General features: G+C 71.0%; 20 protein-coding genes and 1 pseudogene. 12 read left to right on the top strand and 9 right to left on the bottom strand.

Translation table 11 applies throughout. The annotated features are described in order from the left end of the window. Positions 1–40 precede the first annotated feature (40 nt). Positions 41–660, top strand: a pseudogene (locus ACIBBH_RS07810) (tetratricopeptide repeat protein); the annotation flags it as partial. Between the two features lie 45 nt (positions 661–705). On the opposite strand, the gene ACIBBH_RS07805 reads toward ACIBBH_RS07810, so the two are convergent. Then, positions 706–930: a hypothetical protein gene (locus ACIBBH_RS07805; protein ID WP_399403037.1), complete on the bottom strand. Its 225-nt coding sequence runs from the start codon at positions 928–930 to the stop codon at positions 706–708. Further along, the gene (gene mca / locus ACIBBH_RS07800) at positions 923–1,783 is read right to left on the bottom strand and encodes a mycothiol conjugate amidase Mca (protein ID WP_399403645.1); all 861 of its coding nucleotides are present in this window, start codon (positions 1,781–1,783) and stop codon (positions 923–925) included. Before mca ends, ACIBBH_RS07805 begins: the two co-directional genes overlap by 8 nt. Before the next feature lie 167 nt (positions 1,784–1,950). On the opposite strand from mca, the gene ACIBBH_RS07795 reads away from it, so the two are divergent. Both ACIBBH_RS07795 and greA read left to right on the top strand, forming a co-directional pair. Continuing rightward, on the top strand, positions 1,951–2,349 hold the full coding sequence (locus ACIBBH_RS07795; protein WP_399403035.1) for a DUF4307 domain-containing protein: 399 nt from the start codon (positions 1,951–1,953) through the stop codon (positions 2,347–2,349). 168 nt (positions 2,350–2,517) lie between these two features. Next, on the top strand, positions 2,518–3,018 hold the full coding sequence (gene greA, locus ACIBBH_RS07790) for a transcription elongation factor GreA (RefSeq protein ID WP_399403033.1): 501 nt from the start codon (positions 2,518–2,520) through the stop codon (positions 3,016–3,018). A gap of 70 nt (positions 3,019–3,088) precedes the next feature. Here the strand turns inward: greA and ACIBBH_RS07785 are convergent, their stop codons facing one another. From ACIBBH_RS07785 to ilvA, 3 genes are all read right to left on the bottom strand, one after another. Then, entirely contained in the window at positions 3,089–3,946 is an 858-nt protein-coding gene (locus tag ACIBBH_RS07785; RefSeq protein WP_399403031.1) for an ABC transporter permease, read from the bottom strand. Continuing rightward, entirely contained in the window at positions 3,943–4,941 is a 999-nt protein-coding gene (locus tag ACIBBH_RS07780; protein WP_399403029.1) for an ATP-binding cassette domain-containing protein, read from the bottom strand. The genes ACIBBH_RS07785 and ACIBBH_RS07780 overlap by 4 nt, the downstream gene beginning before the upstream one ends. Positions 4,942–5,064: 123 nt before the next feature. Further along, entirely contained in the window at positions 5,065–6,294 is a 1,230-nt protein-coding gene (gene ilvA, locus ACIBBH_RS07775; RefSeq protein WP_399403027.1) for a threonine ammonia-lyase, read from the bottom strand. A 164-nt stretch (positions 6,295–6,458) separates the two neighbouring features. On the opposite strand from ilvA, the gene ACIBBH_RS07770 reads away from it, so the two are divergent. The 3 genes from ACIBBH_RS07770 (at position 6,459) to ACIBBH_RS07760 (ending at position 7,869) form a co-directional block, all read left to right on the top strand. Further along, complete coding sequence (locus ACIBBH_RS07770; RefSeq protein ID WP_399403025.1) at positions 6,459–6,965, top strand: MarR family winged helix-turn-helix transcriptional regulator; 507 nt, start codon at positions 6,459–6,461, stop codon at positions 6,963–6,965. Between the two features lie 162 nt (positions 6,966–7,127). Further along, the gene (locus tag ACIBBH_RS07765) at positions 7,128–7,631 is read left to right on the top strand and encodes a sigma factor-like helix-turn-helix DNA-binding protein (protein WP_399403023.1); all 504 of its coding nucleotides are present in this window, start codon (positions 7,128–7,130) and stop codon (positions 7,629–7,631) included. Positions 7,632–7,665: 34 nt separating this feature from the next. After that, positions 7,666–7,869: a hypothetical protein gene (locus tag ACIBBH_RS07760; RefSeq protein WP_399403021.1), complete on the top strand. Its 204-nt coding sequence runs from the start codon at positions 7,666–7,668 to the stop codon at positions 7,867–7,869. 69 nt (positions 7,870–7,938) lie between these two features. On the opposite strand, the gene ACIBBH_RS07755 is transcribed toward ACIBBH_RS07760, so the two are convergent. Then, complete coding sequence (locus ACIBBH_RS07755; RefSeq protein WP_399403019.1) at positions 7,939–9,093, bottom strand: cystathionine gamma-synthase; 1,155 nt, start codon at positions 9,091–9,093, stop codon at positions 7,939–7,941. 152 nt (positions 9,094–9,245) lie between these two features. Here ACIBBH_RS07755 and ACIBBH_RS07750 point away from each other — a divergent pair, with 152 nt between their 5' ends. From ACIBBH_RS07750 to ACIBBH_RS07740, 3 genes are all read left to right on the top strand, one after another. Then, positions 9,246–10,364, top strand: coding sequence for a hypothetical protein (locus ACIBBH_RS07750; RefSeq protein WP_399403018.1), 1,119 nt, complete (start codon positions 9,246–9,248; stop codon positions 10,362–10,364). Positions 10,365–10,524: 160 nt separating this feature from the next. Continuing rightward, entirely contained in the window at positions 10,525–11,190 is a 666-nt protein-coding gene (gene msrA, locus ACIBBH_RS07745) for a peptide-methionine (S)-S-oxide reductase MsrA (RefSeq protein ID WP_399403016.1), read from the top strand. 73 nt (positions 11,191–11,263) lie between these two features. Further along, on the top strand, positions 11,264–13,126 hold the full coding sequence (locus ACIBBH_RS07740) for an NACHT domain-containing protein (protein WP_399403014.1): 1,863 nt from the start codon (positions 11,264–11,266) through the stop codon (positions 13,124–13,126). 11 nt (positions 13,127–13,137) lie between these two features. Here the strand turns inward: ACIBBH_RS07740 and ACIBBH_RS07735 are convergent, their stop codons facing one another. Next, complete coding sequence (locus ACIBBH_RS07735; RefSeq protein ID WP_399403012.1) at positions 13,138–13,560, bottom strand: hypothetical protein; 423 nt, start codon at positions 13,558–13,560, stop codon at positions 13,138–13,140. Positions 13,561–13,634: 74 nt separating this feature from the next. Next, positions 13,635–14,024 carry a MerR family transcriptional regulator gene (locus ACIBBH_RS07730; protein WP_399403010.1) on the bottom strand — a complete coding sequence of 130 codons (390 nt, stop codon included), beginning with the start codon at positions 14,022–14,024 and terminating at the stop codon, positions 13,635–13,637. Between the two features lie 96 nt (positions 14,025–14,120). On the opposite strand from ACIBBH_RS07730, the gene ACIBBH_RS07725 reads away from it, so the two are divergent. Together ACIBBH_RS07725 and ACIBBH_RS07720 are read left to right on the top strand one after the other, a co-directional pair. After that, entirely contained in the window at positions 14,121–14,906 is a 786-nt protein-coding gene (locus ACIBBH_RS07725; RefSeq protein ID WP_399403008.1) for an amidohydrolase family protein, read from the top strand. Positions 14,907–15,026: 120 nt separating this feature from the next. Then, positions 15,027–15,761, top strand: coding sequence for a hypothetical protein (locus ACIBBH_RS07720; RefSeq protein WP_399403006.1), 735 nt, complete (start codon positions 15,027–15,029; stop codon positions 15,759–15,761). Positions 15,762–15,863: 102 nt separating this feature from the next. Here ACIBBH_RS07720 and ACIBBH_RS07715 read toward each other — a convergent pair whose 3' ends face one another. Beyond that, a complete protein-coding gene (locus ACIBBH_RS07715; protein ID WP_399403004.1) occupies positions 15,864–16,904 on the bottom strand; it encodes an NAD(P)-dependent alcohol dehydrogenase in 1,041 nt (346 codons plus the stop codon). Positions 16,905–17,075: 171 nt separating this feature from the next. Here ACIBBH_RS07715 and ACIBBH_RS07710 point away from each other — a divergent pair, with 171 nt between their 5' ends. After that, positions 17,076–17,969 (top strand): helix-turn-helix domain-containing protein, encoded by an 894-nt coding sequence (locus tag ACIBBH_RS07710; protein WP_399403002.1) that lies wholly within the window; start codon positions 17,076–17,078, stop codon positions 17,967–17,969. Positions 17,970–17,975 lie beyond the last annotated feature (6 nt).

Here is a 17,975-nt window from a genome sequence, read left to right as displayed (position 1 = left end):
CATGCGGGACGGCCATCGAGCGGAGGCAGAGCGGCCGGGCTCCCTGGTCCTGTACCGCGGGGGCGGCTCGGTGCACGGCGAGGCCCGGGCCCACTTCCAGCTCGGCCCGTCGGCGCTGCGCATGGGCGACGTACCGCGCGCGGAGACGGAGCTGCGGGCCGCCCTCGACCGCTACGGCCGCACCCGCGACGCCCGCGGCGAGGCCTGCGCCCTCACCCAGCCGGCCGGGCCCGCCTGGTCGACGGCGACGCCTCCCCGGCGATGGAGGGTCTGCGCCAGGCGGCCGCCCGGCACCGGGAGAACGAGGACGCCCGCGGTGAGGCCCGGACGGTCTACTACCTGGGGCAGGCGCTGGAGGAGACCGGCAACCCGGACCAGGCGGTCCGCGAGCCGGAGCGCTCCCGCACGATGTTCTCCCGCATGCGCGACGTCTACGGCCTGGCCCGCGCCCGCCACCACTCCGCCCGCGTCACCCACGACCAGCGCGCCGCCCAGACCGGCTCCCTGCGCAACTCCGGCTTCGCCCGCCGGCTCCTGGCCGACGCCCGCGTCGGCTTCCAGCGCATCGGTGTCGCCCACGGCGAGGCCTGGACCTGCCTGGAACCGGCGGTCGTCGACGCGGGCAACGCACGTACGCAGCAGGCCCTGGCCTTGTGCGACTTTCTGCGCTGCACCCCGCGCTGCCGTCACGGCGACGCCACGGGCTCAGCCCTTCTCGGCGGGCTTCGCCTCCCGCTCCGGGGCTTCGGGCTCCTTGAAGTCGACCTTCTGCATGTGCTTGTTCATGGACTTCATCAGGCCCCACACGGCCAGGGCCATCACCGCGAAGACGATGAAACCGAGGACGCCGGGGGTGACCTTGTTCCGGTCGACCTCCTTGGCGAGGGGGATCAGGTGCGTCAGTGCCAGGCTCGCGCTCATATCAGGCATTGTCGCGGATGCCCGCAAAGAGGTCGTCCTCGGGGAGGGAGGTATCGACGAGGGACTTCGCCAGCTCGTACTCCTCCGTCGGCCAGACCTCCTTCTGGAGCTCCAGCGGGACCCGGAACCAGCCGCCGTCGGGGTCGATCTGCGTGGCGTGGGCGATCAGCGCCTTGTCACGGATCTCGAAGAAGTCGGCGCACGGGACATGCGTGGTGAGCGTGCGGCCACGGTGGCCCGAGTCGTCCCAGCGCTTGAGCCACTCACCGTAGGGGGACTCCAGGCCCCGGTCGAGCATCGCCTTGTGCAGGGCCTCGGTGCGCGGGCGGTTGAAGCCCTGGTTGTAGTACAGCTTCAGCGGCTGGTACGCCGGGCCGTACTCCCCCTCCGGGTACTTCTCGGTGTCCGCCGCACCCTCGAACGCCACCATCGAAATCTTGTGGGTCATGATGTGGTCGGGGTGCGGGTAGCCGCCGTTCTCGTCGTAGGTGGTGATCACCTGGGGACGGAAGGAGCGGATCTGCTTCACCAGCTCGCCGGCCGCCTTGTCGACGTCCTCCAGGGCGAAGCAGCCCTCGGGCAGCGGGGGCAGCGGGTCACCCTCGGGCAGCCCGGAGTCGACGAAGCCGAGCCACTCCTGCTTGACGCCGAGGATCTCGCGGGCCTCGTCCATCTCCTTCTTGCGGACCTCGTGGATGTGCTCCTCGATGTACTTGTCGCCCTGCAGCTTCGGGTTGAGGATGGAGCCTCGCTCTCCGCCGGTGCAGGTCACCACCAGCACGTCCACCCCCTCCGACACGTACTTCGCCATGGTGGCCGCGCCCTTGCTCGACTCGTCGTCGGGGTGCGCGTGGACGGCCATCAGTCGCAGTTGGTCAGTCAAGACTCAATCCTCAGTCAGTCGGCGCCCGGGTCATCGGGTGCGATCGGCGGCTTCTATAGTGACCGAATCGGGGGGCGAATAATTCCGGGGCCCGGCTCCGGAGGCCCCTTCGGGACCCCTGTCCCGCCCCTGCCGAGAGGACGATCATGAGCACGGCGAGCACGCGGCTGCCCGAGGGCCGCTACGGCCGCTCCTCGGAAGAGCGCGCCGACCGCGGGCTCAAGGTCGCCGCGGTGGTATTCGGTGCGGCCCTGCTGGCCCTGGTCGGCTACTTCGCCTACCACTACGTCGGCCAGAACGAGATCAGCGCGCAGGTGATCACCTTCCAGGCCTCGGACGACGCGGTCAGGGTGCATCTGGAGGTCCACAAGGACTCCGGTGCCTCGGGCTACTGCACCCTGCGCTCCCAGGACGCCGACGGCACCGAGGTCGGCCGGGCGGACTTCCGCTTCACTGGCTCCGCCACGCGCATCGACAAGGTGGTCACGCTCCGCACGACGTCCGAGGGCACGACGGCCGAGCTGCTCGGGTGCCACGCCGACTGACGTCATCCGCAATACGTAGGGTCTGACCTGCGTTCACTCGATTCTGATGGCTTATGTCCTCCCCCTTCGGCGCTTGAATTGTTAGGCTCGTGGTTTCGCCCATCCATGGAGGAACATTCTTCTGGGTAGGGCGATGCTTGTATTCCCAGTACCGACGAGGAGCACCCTGTGACCCAGACCAGCGAGAACGTCACCTGGCTGACCCAGGAGGCGTACAACAAGCTCAAGGATGAGCTTGAGTACCTTACTGGTCCTGCGCGCACGGAGATCGCCGCCAAGATCGCGGCCGCGCGCGAGGAGGGCGACCTGCGCGAGAACGGCGGGTACCACGCGGCCAAGGAGGAGCAGGGCAAGCAGGAGCTCCGTGTGCGCCAGCTGACCCAGCTCCTGGAGAACGCCAAGGTCGGCGAGGCTCCGGTCTCGACGGACGGTGCGGTGGCCCCCGGCATGGTCGTCACGATCGCCTTCGACGGCGACGAGGACGACACCCTGACGTTCCTGCTCGCCTCGCGCGAGTACGCCAGCGCCGACGTCGAGACCTACTCGCCGCAGTCCCCGCTGGGCTCCGGCGTCATCGGCCACAAGGTCGGCGAGGACGCGGAGTACGAACTGCCCAACGGCAAGAAGGCCTCGGTGCGGATCCTGAAGGCCGAGCCGTACTCGGGCTGAGAGGCTTCGGCCCGGTCCGTCCGACAGTCCCTGACCTGCCCCCGGCGTCCACGCGACGCCGGGGGCACCGTCATGCCGTCGCCGAGCGGTACTTGCGGACCGCCAGCGTCCGGAATATGAGGACGATCAGGATCGAGTAGATCAGCGAGGCCCACACCGGGTGCTGCATGGGCCATGCGTGCGACGTGGACTGGCCGGGGTTTTCGAACAGGACGCGGGCGGCCTGGACCGTGGCGCTGAAGGGGTTCCACTCCGCGATGTGGCGCAGCCACGGGGTCATGTGGCTGGTGTCGACGAACGCGTTGGAGATGAAGGTCACCGGGAAGAGCCAGATCAGCCCGCCGGAGGTGGCCGCCTCGGGGGTGCGCACGGACAGGCCGATCAGGGCGCCGATCCAGGTGAACGCGTACCCGAGCAGGAGCAGCAGACCGAAGGCGGCCAGCACCTTGGCGGCGTTGGTGTCCCCGTCCGACCCGACGCGCCAGCCGACCAGCAGGGCGACTATGGCGAGGACGAGCAGGGTCAGCGCCGTCTGGACCAGGTCGGCGAGCGTGCGCCCGGTGAGCACCGCGCCGCGCGCCATGGGCAGCGAGCGGAAGCGGTCGATGAGGCCCTTGTGCATGTCGTCGGCGATGCCGGCGCCGGAGCTGGCGGTGGCGAAGGTGACGGTCTGCGCGAAGATGCCCGCCATGAGGAAGTTCTTGTAGTCGGTCGCGCTGGTGCTGCCGCCGATCTGCATGGAGCCGCCGAAGACGTAGGTGAACAGCACCACGAACATGATCGGCTGAATGAGCCCGAAAATTACCATTTCGGGGATTCTGGACATGCGGATCAGGTTCCGCTGGGCGACGATCAGCGAGTCCCGGATGGACTGGCTGATGGCGTTGCGGGGCGCCGCGACCGGCACGGCGTCGGTGACGGCACTCATTTCACGGTCTCCTTGCTCTGCTTGGTCTCGCTGCCGCCGTTCTCCTCGTCCTTCGCCTCGGCCACGTGTCCCGTCAGGGACAGGAAGACATCGTCGAGGGTGGGGCGGCGCAGTCCGATGTCGTCGATCTCGATGCCGCGGGTGTCCAGTTCACGGATGACCTCGGCGAGCAGCTTGGCGCCGCCGGTGACGGGCACGGTGAGCTTGCGGGTGTGGTCCTCGACCGTGGTGTCGCCCTTGCCGAAGCCGCGCAGCACCTCGGCGGCGGTCTGTATGTGCTCGCGCTCGTGCACCACGACCTCGACACGCTCACCGCCGGTGCGGGCCTTGAGCTGGTCGGAGGTGCCCTTGGCGATGACACGGCCGTGGTCGACGACCGCGATGTCGTGGGCGAGGTGGTCGGCCTCTTCCAGGTACTGGGTGGTGAGCAGCAGGGTCGTCCCTCCGGAGACCAGTTGCTTGATGACCTCCCAGAGCTGCTGCCGGTTGCGCGGGTCGAGGCCGGTCGTCGGCTCGTCCATGAACATGACAGGGGGGGAGACCACGAGGGCCGCCGCGAGGTCGAGCCTGCGGCGCATGCCCCCGGAGTAGGTCTTGGTGGGGCGGTCGGCGGCGTCCGTGAGGTTGAACTGCTCCAGCAGTTCCTCCGCGCGGGCTTTCGCCGCCCCGGCCCTCATCTGGTAGAGCCGGCCGACCATCTGCAGGTTCTCGCGGCCGGTCAGGTATTCGTCCACGGCCGCGAACTGGCCGGAGAGGCCGATGGAGCGGCGTACGGCGTCGGGATGTTTGAGCACGTCGATGCCCGCGACGACCGCCTGGCCGCTGTCGGGGCGCAGCAGGGTCGTCAGACAGCGGACGGTCGTCGTCTTGCCCGCGCCGTTCGGCCCGAGCAGGCCGAGGACCGTGCCCTCGGGGACATCGAGGTCGACGCCGTCCAGTGCCCTTACGTCGCCGAAGGTTTTCACCAGGCCTTCGGCATAGATGGCGCCTGGCATGTGAGTCTCCACGTCGTTGGGGATGCTTCGGAAGGAGCGAGACACACAGTAAACGCGATGTATCGCGTCCCTCAATGGATTTTCTCGAACGAGTGGCCCGTGGGTGGGGAGCCGGTCGGCGCGTCAGCCGATGACCGTGTAGCCCGCCTCGCGCAGCGCCTGGCCGACCTCGACGCAGTGCGCCGGGCCCTTCGTCTCGAGGTGCAGCTCCACCTCCGCCTCCGTGAGCCCCAGCCGTGGGTCGGTCCGTACATGGCTCACGTCGAGGACGTTAGCGTCCACCACTGACAACACCCCGAGGAGCGTGGCGAGGGCGCCAGGGCGGTCGGTGAGACGCAGGCGAACGGCCAGGTAGCGGCCCTGTGCGGCCATGCCGTGCCGCAGGACGCGCTGCAGCAGCACCGGGTCGACGTTGCCGCCGGACAGCACCGCGACGACGGGGCCCTCGAAACCGCCCGGCCCGCTCAGCAGCGCGGCGACCGGGCTCGCGCCCGCCGGCTCGACGACCAGCTTGGCCCGCTCCAGGCACAGCAGCAGCGCGGCCGACAGCTGGTCCTCGGTGACCGTGCGGACCTCGTCGACGAGGTCACCGATGATCCCGAACGGCACGTCACCGGGCCGGCCGACCTTGATGCCGTCGGCCATCGTCGCCGGGTTCTCGATCGCCACCGGGCGGCCGGCCGCGAGCGAGGGCGGGTACGCCGCCGAGCCCTCCGCCTGTACGCCGACGATCCGTACGTCCGGCCTCAGCGCCTTCACCGCCACCGCGATGCCGGCCGCGAGCCCGCCGCCGCCGATACCGACGACGATCGTGCGCACCTCCGGGCACTGCTCCAGGATCTCCAGGCCGACCGTGCCCTGCCCCGCGATGATGTCGGGGTGGTCGAAGGGGTGGATGAACACCGCGCCGGTCTCGGCCGCGTACTCCTGGGCGGCGGCCAGCGTCTCGTCGACCACCTGGCCGTGCAGGCGCACCTCGGCGCCGTACTCCCGGGTGGCGCTGATCTTGGGCAGCGGAGCGCCCTGCGGCATGAACACGGTGGCGTGCACCCCGAGCAGCGCGGAGGCCAGGGCCACGCCCTGCGCGTGGTTGCCGGCGCTCGCTGCCACCACCCCGGCCGCCCGCTCCTCCGGGAGCAGGCCGGCGATACGGACATAAGCGCCGCGCAGCTTGAACGAGCCCGTCCGCTGGAGGTTCTCGCACTTCAGGTGTACCGGCGCCGCGACCAGCTGGGACAGGTGCCGACTGCCCTCCATCGCGGTCACCCGCGCCACCCCCGACAGCATCTTCTGGGCGCCGCGCACATCGTCGAGGGTCACGGGAAGCGAGGGACCGGCCGGGATGTAGCTCATGACTCCAGCATCGCAGTTCACAGTCGTGCGCGACTGGTGTGACCAAGCTGCGAGACCGGTTTGCGCAGCGCCGGTACGGCCCGCCCCCCGGCCGCGTACCCTGTCCCCCAACCCAGCAGCCCTTTTCATGAAGTGAGCCCCCGGCCATGCCCACAACACCTGAAATGTCGATGGACATGACGACCGTCGGTGACACCGGTCTCCTCGACACGCTGCAGCACGAGGTCGCGGTGTTCGCCCGCCGTGCCGAACAGACCCGGCTCGGCGGTGTCGGGCAGGTGCGCAACTCCATGGACCGCGCCGCGTACCTGCTGCTCAACCGCCTCGACAAGGAAGGCCCGATGGGTGTCAAGGCGCTCGCCGCGAGCATGGGGATCGACTCCTCGACCGTCACCCGGCAGGTTGCTCCACTCGTGGACACGGGGCTCGTCAAGCGCACCTCGCACCCCGAGGACGGGCGTGCGGTGGTGCTCCAGCTGTCGCCGCGCGGGCTGTCCCGGCTGGAGGAAGTGCGCTCCTCCAGGCGCCAGTTGATGGCCGAGCTGACACAGGACTGGGCGCCGGAGGAGCGCGAGGCGTTCTGCACGCTCCTGACGCGCTTCAACAGCGCGCTCTCCGCGCGCATGGCGGTCCAGGGCGTGCCGGCGCCGGAGACGCCGACGGTCTCCTGAGGCCTCCCGCACCACCCGTGGCGGCACGTCCGCACACGCGCGTGCCGCACGGCTCTTGACCGTGGGCCGCCGCCGGCCTCATATGAGACCGGGTCCTCGTCGTACACGGTTGCGTATTCCGTGGGCCGGCAGGGGTCCCTCAGGCGGGGGGAGGGAGGCGCGGTGCGAGAACGGCAGGCGTCCGAGCATGCCCGCCGGGCCCGGGAGTTCGAGGCGTTCGTCGCGGGCGCGGGCGGGCGGCTGCTGCATGCCGCCACGCTGCTCACCGGGGAGGCGCCGCACGACAACCCGCGCGCGCGGCGCCTGCTGACGCTGGCGCTCGCCCACACGTACGCGTGCTGGGACCGGCTGCGCGGTGAGGACCCGTACGACTGCGCCCGCCAGTACCTGGCCACGCGCTTCGCCCGCGGTGCCTGGCACGAGTACGGCGGCCTCGGCCGCGCCCGCCCGCACCCCCACAGCGCCCTGGCCGTCCTCACCCCCCAGGAACGCCTGATCCTCGTCCTGCGGCTGTACGAGGGAGTGGCCGAGGAGCAGGTGGCGGCACTGCTCGGGCTGCCCCTGGAGCGGGTCCGGACCATCTGCGACCGCGCGACGGCGACCGTGCTGCACCCGTCCCGGGGGCCGTCGCCGGCGGCGGTGGGGGCAAAGGTGGCGCCGTCATGACGGTCACCGGACGGCGGGGCGGCCGGAGCTCCGTATGAACCGGTCCGAGCGTGAGGCGACCGTGCGGCGGATCATGGAGCAGACGCCGCCGCGGGTGCCGCCGGAGCTGTACGCGGACGTCGTGCGGCGCGGCGGCCGCCTGCTGCGCCGCAGGACCCTGGCCCGCCGCCTGCTGTGGCTGCTGCTGTGCGCCGCCTGCGTGGCCTTCACCGTCTGGGCGCTGGCCGCCCGCCCCTGAGTGGAGCCGCCGTCCCGGACGACCCCACCGCTGACGGGCTGGTGACCCGGTCCCGGACCGAAAACGCTCCTAGCCCAGGGCCTGCTGGAGGTCCTCCAGGAGGTCCTCGACGTTCTCGATGCCCACGGAGAGGCGGACGAGGTCGCCGGGGACCTCCAGGGCCGAACCGGCCGCGGACGCGTGGGTCATGCGCCCGGGGTGCTCGATCAGCGACTCGACGCCGCCAAGGGACTCGCCGAGGGTGAAGACCTTCGCGCGGTTGCACACCTCGACGGCCGCCTCCTCGCCGCCGGCGACCCGGAAGGAGACCATGCCGCCGAACGCCCTCATCTGCTTGGCGGCGACCTCGTGGCCGGGGTGCTCGGGCAGGCCCGGGTACAGCACGCCGGTCACGCGCGCGTGCCGGGTGAGCATGTCGGCGATCCTGGTGGCGTTCTCGCTGTGCCGGTCCATGCGCACCGACAGCGTCTTGGTGCCGCGCAGCACCAGCCAGGAGTCGAAGGGGCCGGCGACCGCGCCCATCGCGTTCTGGTGGTACGCCAGCTCCTCGCCCAGGTCCTGGTCCCCCACGATCAGCGCGCCGCCGACCACGTCCGAGTGGCCGCCCATGTACTTGGTCAGGGAGTGCACGACGACGTCCGCGCCGAGCGAGAGCGGCTGCTGGAGGTACGGCGTGGCGAAGGTGTTGTCCACGACGAGCTTGGCGCCCGCGTCGTGGGCGACCTGAGCGACGGCGGCGATGTCGGTGATGCCGAGCAGCGGGTTGGAGGGGGTCTCCACCCAGACGGCCTTGGTCTTCGGGGTGATGGCGGCCCGTACGGCCGCCGCGTCGCTGGTGTCGGCGACGGACCACTCGACCCCCCACCGGGCGACGACCTTCGCGAACAGGCGGAACGTACCGCCGTACGCGTCGTTGGGGATGACGACGTGGTCGCCGGGGCTGAGCAGCGTACGCAACAGGGTGTCCTCGGCCGCCAGCCCGGACGCGAACGCCAGCCCCCGGCGACCGCCCTCCAGCGCGGCGAGGTTCTCCTCCAGGGCCGTCCTGGTCGGGTTGGCGCTGCGGCTGTACTCGTAGCCGCCGCGCAGGCCCCCGACGCCGTCCTGCTTGTAGGTCGAGACCTGGTAGATCGGCGGGACGACCGCGCCGGTCAGGGGATCGGCGGTGTTGCCCGCGTGGATCGCGAGAGTCTCGAAGTGCTGACTGATGTGCCTGTCGCTCATGGGGACCGAGCGTAGTGCGCTCGCGGGGTTGATGACGGACGGCGGGGCATTGCGGAGTCCGCGGCGGTTGTCCACAGGGGCGCCGCCCCGGTTGTCCACAGGCGCACCGAACCGGTTGGCCAATTGTCGGCGGCGTCTGGTTCGCTTGGTGCATGGCGATTCTTTGGGTCCTGATGGCGCTGCTCATGCTGAGCTTCGTGCTGCTCCCGACGCTGCGGCGCAGGCGCGGCATGATCGAGCAGGTGCCTCCGGAGCACCCGGACGCCGCCGACCCGGCGGACTACGGCTTCGTGCGCCAGGAGGAGCTGGACATCCGCATGCCCGGCCCCGACGAGGACCTGCTGGACGTCCTGGACCTGGTGCAGCGCACGCAGGACTACCACGCGGCGGCGCAGCTGCTCGCCGGCACCGGGACGGAGGGCGAGCAGCGCTGGCAGCGCGTGCAGGCCTTCGCGGGCGCGGCGGCGCTGGAACTGCAGCAGCGGCCCGGCGGTGTGCACGAGACGCCCGGCGGACAGTGGCTGCGGGTGTGGCGGGCCGAGCAGCCCAAGGACGCGGGCGGCGCGGCGGTCCACGCGGAGTTCCTGGTGCAGCAGGCGTGGCGGACGTCGACGCCGGGCGCGGACGACTTCCGGATCATCATGGAGGAGGCCCGGGAAGCCTGTGCCCAGGCGGCGCTGCTGGCCCCCGACGACCCGGTCCCGCACATCGTCGAACTGTCGGTGGCCCGCGGGCTGGCCTACGCGCAGCCCGAGTTCGAGAAGCTCTGGCTGAGGATCCTCGACCGCGCCCCCGCGCACATGGGCGCCCACCTGGCGGCCCTGCACTACTGGTGCGAGAAGTGGCACGGCTCGCGCGAGCTGGCGTACTCCTTCGCCGAGGCCGCCGCGGCCCGCGCCCCGCAGGGCTCGCTGCTCGCCGCGATGCCGCTGTTCGCGGTGTTCGAGCACCTCCCCGAGGTCAACCTGGTCAGCAGCTTCTACCAGAGTGAGGTCGTCACCAAGGCGATGCACGGCGCGCTCCACGCGGTGCACGCGGCGCCCGCCGACGACCCGATGCAGGCGCACGTCCGCCACCTGCTGCTCTTCTTCCTGGTCCGCGCCGAGCGCTGGGCGGAGGCCATGAACCAGCTCATACACGTCGACGGCCACGTCGGCGCGCTCCCCTGGATCCTGTCCGCCGACCCGGCCGCCGAGTTCGCCCTGAACCGCGCCCTGGCGGTGGCGGGCTACGAGGCGAACGGCGGCAGCCCGGCGACGCTGCTCAGCTGACCGCTGCCCGGCTGACCGGTCCCGCAGTGGCGGCGCGGGCGGCGGCCTGAGGGGCCCCGGGCGCCGCACGGAGCCGGAATTCGGTCGGCACCTGAAACGTTGTCCAGGGTGCCGCCCGCGCGCCGTGCGGACGGATCACCCAGACCGACAGGGAGACCTCATGCTCTTCGGCCGTACGCCCCAGCTGCCCACCCCCGAGCAGGCACTCAAGGGCCGGCCCGCGCCTGCGTTCGAGGTCCCCGACCGCCACACCGTGCTGGGCAACCCGCTCCAGGGCCCCTACCCGGAGGGCCTGGAGGTCGCCGACTTCGGTCTGGGCTGCTTCTGGGGCGCCGAGCGCAAGTTCTGGCAGCTCCCGGCGGGGGTGTGGACGACCCTGGTCGGCTACCAGGGCGGCTACACCGAGAACCCCACGTACGAGGAGGTCTGCTCGGGCCTGACCGGCCACACGGAGGCGGTCCGCGTGGTCTACGACCCGAAGCTGATCTCGTACGACCGCCTCCTGAAGACCTTCTGGGAGTCCCACGACCCCACGCAGGGCTTCCGCCAGGGCAACGACGTCGGCACCCAGTACCGTTCGGCGATCTACACCCACACCCCGGAGCAGGCCGCCGTCGCCGAGGCCTCCCGAGCCTCGTACCAGAAGGTCCTGACCTCCTCCGGCTACGGCACGATCACCACGGAGATCCTCCCGGCCGAGGGGCGGCCCTTCTACCCGGCCGAGGCCTATCACCAGCAGTACCTCGACAAGAACCCGGCGGGGTACTGCGGGCTGGGCGGGACCGGGGTGTCCTGCCCGATCGGTGTGGCGAAGGCAGACGGCTGAGCCCCACGCGGGGGGAGGGAGGCGGATGGTGCCGGGGTGGCTGCGCAGGGCTCGCCGGGGTGGGCCGGCATCCGTGCACAACGTCATCGAGGGCGGCCTCTTCTACGGACCCGTCGTCCAGGCGGGGTCCGTCCATTTCAGCGTCAACAGGGCGCGCAGATGGACCGATGATCTCGCCCGCCTGGTCCGCCAACAGGAGCAGAACGAATGGCGTCGCCTTCTCGGCGACGACACCGAGCGTATCGACCTCACCTACACGCGGATGGCTTCGGCCGGCCGCGCGGCGGACCACGCCGGCGACACCGGACGGCTGCTCGCCGATGGCGTTCATGCCTACTACACGGCGCTGAGCCCGCGCCGGCTGGTCATCACCGGATCGGCGGGCGCGGGAAAGACGATGCTCGCTCTGGAACTGCTGCTGGCCCTGATCGAGCACCGCGGCGAGGAAGACCCGGTCCCGGTGCGGATGCAGCTGGCCGACTGGGATCCTCGTGTCCCGCTGGCCGACCGGTTCGTGGAGCATCTGCACCACACCTACGACTGGCCCAGACGCAAGGGGCGCTGGTTGGTCGAACGGAATCTCGTGCTGCCCGTGCTCGACGGCCTCGACGAGATGGATCAGCCGCTGGCGAGCGGGCGGCCTGATCCCGCCGCCGCGCGGGCCCGGGCCGCGCTCGAAGCACTCAATCGCCACCAGACCGGGCGTGCACCCGGCGCGCTCATACTGACCTGCCGCGATGACGCCTACCGGGCGCTTTCCCAAGGGCCCGGCCCGGACGACCAGCGCCGGCTGTTCGACACGGCACACATCAGGGTCGACCCGGTGCTTCCCGCCCAGGCCCACGCCTACCTCAGCCGGCGTGCCGTCGATCACGCAAGGTGGCGGCCACTGCTGGACCACCTCGCGGCGCACCCCGGATCACCGATCGCCCGGTTGCTTTCCACACCCTGGCGGCTCTGTCTGGTCGCTACCGACTATCGAACGGACGGCGATCCGGCGGAACTCATCCACAGACGCACCGCCAAGAGGCTGGACCGGCTGCTCCTGGCGCGATACATCCCCGCGACCATCGGGCTGGAGAAACCGCCCCGCTACGAAGCGGCGGCCGTGCACCGTTGGCTGCATGTGTTCGCCCGGCATGTGGAGTCGGCGGACGACGGCTCGCCGCGGGCCGTTCTGGAACCGACCGAGCTGTGGCGGCTGCCGGGAGCCGCGGCCATCCGTTCGACACGCATGATCGCAACGGTCCTCGGCTTCATGTTCCTGCCCTGGCTGACGTTCGTTCTGCCGTTCGACGAAGAGACCAGCGCGTTGGCCGTCCAAGCCCTTCTCGCGGCGCCGTTCGGCCTGATGCACGCTTCCAAGGAGCTCCCGATAGACGTACGGCCCCGGACGCTGCGGCATCTGGCGCCCTGGCGCCGGCCGCTGCGTTTTCTCGCGGCCATCGCCCTGGCCGCCGCCGTCGCACTGACGGTTGACCAGTTGCTCGACGCGAGGTGGGGGCTGGTTGCGGCCGTCGGCATCCTCATTCCGGTCGCTCTGCTGAACCGGTTCACACCGACCGACGCGGTGCTGAAACCCCGCCAGGTACTGCGCGATGAATTCGTCGCCACCGGAGTCGTGGGCCTGATCATCGGAGTGGGTCTGGTCGCCGGGATGAGTCATTACCACAGTGTGTCGGACGCCGTCCTCATAGCCGGACCGACCACTGTGTACCTCTACCTCACCACCTACGGCGGAGCCGGTCTCCGCTATCTGGCCTTTCTCCAACGCACCCGCGGGACACTCCCGCTGCGTGTCGTGGCCTTCCTCGACTGGGCCACCGCGGCCGGACTGCTGCGACTGACCGGCTCCGCCTACCAGTTCCGCCACGGAGAACTGCAGAAGTGGCTGGCCACCCATGCCGAGCCGCCGACCGGCTCCGCCTCGCGCTAGCGGTTGTTTTCTCACGTTCCGTGGGGTGGTGTGGTCGGGTTGCCGAACGACACCCCGTTGAAGTCCCGGCCTTGCAGCACCGGGCTGTTGAACGTGCCGCCACTGATCTCGTTGCGCGTCTCTCCGTCTCCTGTGCGCACCAGTTTTGCCTGCTCATGCCACTGCTGGAGCCCGGCCTGGAATTCCGCGTCCAGCGCCGCCCGGACCGCGAGTGCCGTGCTCAACGCCTGTGCCCTGACCGGGTCTGCCGGGTCATGCTGCAGAGCGGCCAACTCGGCCTCCCCCGAGCTGACTGCGGGAAGCCGGTCCGTGCCATCACCGCGGCGGAACGGTCGGCGTACGAGCGCTCCGAGCCCGGTCCACGCCTGCCTGCCGGCCTCCCCCGCCGCCCCGCTCGCCAACGCCGCCAGCAGTGTCACCGACACCGGATCCATCTCGTCTCCTTCCCCGTGGGTGCCTACTCCCCAGAAGTAGACACCCTGCGGCCGATTCCAGTACCGCGAACCGGTCATGTTGGCCGGAGCCACTCCCCCTCTTCGCCACGGCTCAGCGTCGCCAGCAGGCGCCGCAGTTCCGCCCGCTCCTCGTTCAACCGGGCCGCACGGGAGTCCAGCTGGGCGAGGCGGGTGCGGAGTTTCTCGTGCACGCCGGGGCAGGCGGTGAGGGTCGGGCCGGTCGGGTCGGTGTGCGTCGTGCACGGCAGCAGCGCGTCGATCACCCGCGCCGGGAGGCCCGCGTCGAGGAGGGCCCGGATGCGCAGCACCCGAGGGACGTCGGCGTCCGTGAACTCGCGGTATCCGTTGGCGCGGCGGGTGGGGGTGAGGAGGCCGACGCGTTCGTAGTGGCGCAGGAGGCGGGGGCTGGTGTCCGTGCGGCGGGCCAGTTCACCGATCAGCAAGGGTTCGCGGCCACCTTCCGTGGGTTGTTTGACCTTGTCACTGTGTCAACCTGCAACGGTGCCCCGGAGACCGCCATTCCAGGAAAGGGGCACCCGTTGATCATCGATGCGCATGCGCACGTCCACGACCCGCTCGACCTCCACCTCGCCGCCCTGGACGCCGCCGGCGTCGACAAGACCGTGCTGTTCCCGACCCGGCCCCACCCCGAACGCGCCGCCGATCTGGCCGCGCTTCGGCGCGAGTTCGCGGTGCTGGAGCGGGCCCTCGGCGGGGATGTCCACGGCGAGGGCGGGTTCAAGGCCGCGCTCGACGAGCTGCACGCGGCCGTGGCCCGGCACCCGGATCGGTTCGTCGGGTTCGGGTCCGTACCGCTGGACGGACCCGCCGCCGACGTGGAGCGGGCCGTCGCGGAGGAGGTCGTGGGGCGGGGGCTGCGCGGGATCGGGGAGCTGACGCCCGCGCCGGGGCGAGCGGCGGCCGTCGAGCCCGTGCTGCGCGCCGCCACCGATCACGGCGGGCTCCCCGTCGTCGTGCACGGGTTCGCGCCGACCACGGACGCCGACCTGCGCACCCTGGTCGGCCTCGCCCGCCGCTATCCGCGCACTCCGCTCGTCATCAGCCAGCTCGGCGGGCTCAACTGGATGGAGACGGTGGAGCTCGCGAGGGACACGCCCAACGTCCATCTGGAGCTGTCCACCGCCTTCCTCGTCATCGCCGTACGACTCGCCGTCCGCGAACTCCCCGAGCGCACCCTCTTCGGCTCCGACGCCCCCTACGGCGACCCGGTCGTGGCCCGCACGATGGTCGAGCGGGCCACCCCGTCCGGCGAGGTCCGAGACCGGGTGCTCGGCGGCAACGCGGCCCGGCTCCTCCGCATGTGACGGAACACCTGGTCCCCGGGTAATCCGGTCGACGGCCACCGCTGCCTCCCCGTACGTTCGCCACTCGTCACGGAGAAGGAACACAGGACGAACAGAGAAGGAAGAGGAGGGGGAACCAGGATGAGCAGCCACACGTTTCTCATAGGCGGCGGATGGGACGCCGCCGAGGTCTACGAGCCGTTTCTGCGAGCGGCGGCGGTCGCGGCCACAGGCGTGCCCCGTATCGGGTGTGTGATCGTCGACGAAGGGGACGGTGACGAGCAGTTCGCCCGGTACGGGAACGCGTTGCGGAAGGCCGGGGACTGTACGCCCGTACCGCTGCTGGTTCCGGTCGGCGGCCGGTTCGAGCCCGGGCTGCTCGAAGGGGTCGACGGGCTGCTGGTGTGCGGTGGGCTGACGCCCGCGTATCAGGAGGCGTTCGGTGAGTGCCTCGACAGCCTTCCCCGTCTGCTGGCCGAGCGCGGTCTCCCGTATGCCGGGTTCTCCGCGGGGGCCGCTGTCGCCGCGCGGCGTGCCGTCGTGGGCGGGTGGCTGGTGGACGGGGTTCCGGTGTGCCCGGAGGACAGCGCGGAGGATCTGGAGGGGGTCGACGTGCGGGCGGGGCTCGGGCTCGTGCCCTTCGGGGTGGACGTGCACGCCGCGCAGTGGGGGACGTTGGCGCGGCTGGTGGCCGCCGTCGCACGGGGGTACGTCCCCTTCGGCGTCGCCCTCGACGAGAACACCGTGGTGGAGGTGGCCGGGGACGGGCACGCCCGGGTCCGGGGGCTCGGGCGCGCCCATGTCGTCCGGCCGGCCGGTGACGGGGACGTTCGCGTGCGGTCCTACGCGGCCGACGGATCCTTCTCCGTGGAGTGACTCGGCTCCCGCTGCCGTACGGCCTGGTAGGGACCAGCCGGTGGCCGTCGGGCCGATCACCCGCACGGGCTGAGGCGGCGGCCCCGGCTCGGACAGGCCCGCTCAGATCGTCGACGTGTCGATCACGAACCGGTACCGGACGTCACTCGCCAGCACCCGCTCGTACGCCTCGTTGATCTGGTCCGCGCGGATCAGCTCGATCTCGGCTCCCAGGCCGTGCCCGGCGCAGAAGTCCAGCATCTCCTGGGTCTCCCGGATGCCGCCGATGCTGGAGCTGCTGAGGGTGCGGCGGTTGCCCATGACGGAGGAGAGCAGGATCTCGACCGGCTCCTCGGGCACGCCTACGTTCACCATCGCGCCGTCCGTGCGCAGCAGGGACAGGAAGGCGGCGAAGTCGATCGGCGCCGAGACCGTGTTGAGGATCAGGTCGAAGGTGCCGGCCAGCTGCTCGAAGGTCGCCGGGTCGCTGGTGGCGTAGTAGTGGTCGGCGCCCAGCTTCAGGCCGTCGTCCTTCTTGCGCAGGGACTGCGAGAGGACGGTGACCTCCGCGCCGAGCGCGTGCGCGATCTTGACGCCCATGTGGCCGAGACCACCGAAGCCCACGACGGCGACCTTCTTGCCGGGGCCGGTGTTCCAGTGCCTGAGCGGGGAGTACGTGGTGATGCCGGCGCAGAGCAGCGGGGCGGCCACGTCCAGGGACAGGCCGTCGGGGATGCGGACGACGAAGTTCTCGTCGACGACGATCTTCTGGGAGTAGCCGCCGTAGGTGGGCTCGCCGTCCTTGCCGACGCCGTTGTACGTCCAGACCGGGCGCTGGTCGCAGTACTGCTCCAGGCCCGCCTTGCAGTTGGCGCACTCACGGCAGGAGTCGACCATGCAGCCGACGCCCACACGGTCGCCGACGGCGAACCTCGTGACGCCGGGGCCGACCTCGGCGACGACGCCCGCGATCTCGTGGCCGGGCACCATCGGGAAGATGGCCTTGCCCCAGCCCTCGCGGGCCTGGTGGATGTCGGAGTGACAGATGCCGGCGAACTTGATGTCGATCAGGACGTCGAACTCGCCGACCGTCCGCCGCTCGATGGTGGTCCGCTCCAGCGGTGCCTTGGCGGCGGGTGCGGCGTACGCAGCAACAGTGGTCATGCCGAGGGTTCTCCCAAGCGATTGATCGAGCCCGGCTGCCTTCTGTCCGAGCACGTCCTCCAGCCTGCCGGACACCCCGTCAGCCACCCAGGTCACGCCTCTGCCTACGACCAGTGGTCCTACTACTGGCGGGGTCAGGTTCCCGTGCGTACGACCATGAATACTGGACGTATGGACGAACAGGCTCCACCCGCCGGCCCGCCCCTGGACCGGCGCGCCGAACTGAGTGAGTTCCTGCGCAGCCGGCGCGCCCGCCTGAAGCCGGAGGACGTGGGGCTGCCGGACTTCGGGCGGCACCGCCGGGTGCCGGGGCTGCGCCGCGAGGAGCTGGCTCAGCTGGCCGGGGTGTCGGTGGCGTACTACACGCGGCTGGAGCAGGGCAACGGGCGCAACGTGTCGGCGGAGGTGCTGGACTCCATCGCCCGGGCGCTGCGGCTGACGGACGCCGAGCACGCGCACCTCACCCACCTCGCCAAGGGCAAGCAGTGCAAGAGGAAGCCGTCGGCGCGGCCGCAGCAGGTGCGGGCGTCGATCGGGCAGCTGCTGGAGTCGATGGACGCGGTGCCCGCGTACGTCTTCGGGCGGCGCTCGGAGATCCTCGCGTGGAACCGGATGGCGGCGGCCGTCTTCGGCGACTGGGCTCAGCTGCCGGCGGAGGAGCGGAACTGGGCGCGGCTGGTGTTCCTGAGGCCCGAGTACCGGGACCTGTTCGTCGACTGGGAGCAGAAGGCGATCGACATCGTCTGCACCCTGCGCATGGACGCCGGCTGCTATCCGGACGATCCGCGTCTGTCCGCCCTCGTCGGCGAGCTCTCCGTCAAGAGCGAGGACTTCCGGTGCCTGTGGGCCACCCACGACGTCAAGGAGAAGAGCCACGGCGTCAAGCGCCTGCACCACCCGCTGGTCGGCGCGCTGTCCCTGAGCTTCGAGTCGTTCAGGATGACCGACGACGCGGACCAGTCCCTGGTGGTGTACCACGCCGAGCCGGCCTCCCCCTCGGCCGAGGCCCTGCGCCTGCTGGCCAGCTGGGGAGCGGACGCCACCCGGGCGGGGACGGGCAGCTGACCGCGC

The sequence above is a fragment of the Streptomyces sp. NPDC051636 genome (genome assembly GCF_044453765.1).
Taxonomy (GTDB): Bacteria; Actinomycetota; Actinomycetes; order Streptomycetales; family Streptomycetaceae; genus Streptomyces.
Note: the sequence above shows the minus strand (reverse complement) of the source record. Positions and strands in the feature narration are given on the sequence as shown.

Excerpts from the sequence above, each read along its gene's own strand:
- mca (WP_399403645.1), bottom strand. The coding sequence starts at position 1,783 with ATGGCCGTCCACGCGCACCCCGACGACGAGTCGAGCAAGGGCGCGGCC.
- msrA (WP_399403016.1), top strand. The coding sequence starts at position 10,525 with ATGCTCTTCGGCCGTACGCCCCAGCTGCCCACCCCCGAGCAGGCACTC.
- ACIBBH_RS07805 (WP_399403037.1), bottom strand. The coding sequence starts at position 930 with ATGCCTGATATGAGCGCGAGCCTGGCACTGACGCACCTGATCCCCCTC.
- ACIBBH_RS07715 (WP_399403004.1), bottom strand. The coding sequence starts at position 16,904 with ATGACCACTGTTGCTGCGTACGCCGCACCCGCCGCCAAGGCACCGCTG.
- ACIBBH_RS07785 (WP_399403031.1), bottom strand. The coding sequence starts at position 3,946 with ATGAGTGCCGTCACCGACGCCGTGCCGGTCGCGGCGCCCCGCAACGCC.
- ilvA (WP_399403027.1), bottom strand. The coding sequence starts at position 6,294 with ATGAGCTACATCCCGGCCGGTCCCTCGCTTCCCGTGACCCTCGACGAT.
- ACIBBH_RS07770 (WP_399403025.1), top strand. The coding sequence starts at position 6,459 with ATGTCGATGGACATGACGACCGTCGGTGACACCGGTCTCCTCGACACG.
- ACIBBH_RS07795 (WP_399403035.1), top strand. The coding sequence starts at position 1,951 with ATGAGCACGGCGAGCACGCGGCTGCCCGAGGGCCGCTACGGCCGCTCC.
- ACIBBH_RS07750 (WP_399403018.1), top strand. The coding sequence starts at position 9,246 with ATGGCGATTCTTTGGGTCCTGATGGCGCTGCTCATGCTGAGCTTCGTG.
- ACIBBH_RS07780 (WP_399403029.1), bottom strand. The coding sequence starts at position 4,941 with ATGCCAGGCGCCATCTATGCCGAAGGCCTGGTGAAAACCTTCGGCGAC.
- ACIBBH_RS07720 (WP_399403006.1), top strand. The coding sequence starts at position 15,027 with ATGAGCAGCCACACGTTTCTCATAGGCGGCGGATGGGACGCCGCCGAG.
- ACIBBH_RS07755 (WP_399403019.1), bottom strand. The coding sequence starts at position 9,093 with ATGAGCGACAGGCACATCAGTCAGCACTTCGAGACTCTCGCGATCCAC.
- ACIBBH_RS07760 (WP_399403021.1), top strand. The coding sequence starts at position 7,666 with ATGAACCGGTCCGAGCGTGAGGCGACCGTGCGGCGGATCATGGAGCAG.
- ACIBBH_RS07710 (WP_399403002.1), top strand. The coding sequence starts at position 17,076 with ATGGACGAACAGGCTCCACCCGCCGGCCCGCCCCTGGACCGGCGCGCC.
- ACIBBH_RS07735 (WP_399403012.1), bottom strand. The coding sequence starts at position 13,560 with ATGGATCCGGTGTCGGTGACACTGCTGGCGGCGTTGGCGAGCGGGGCG.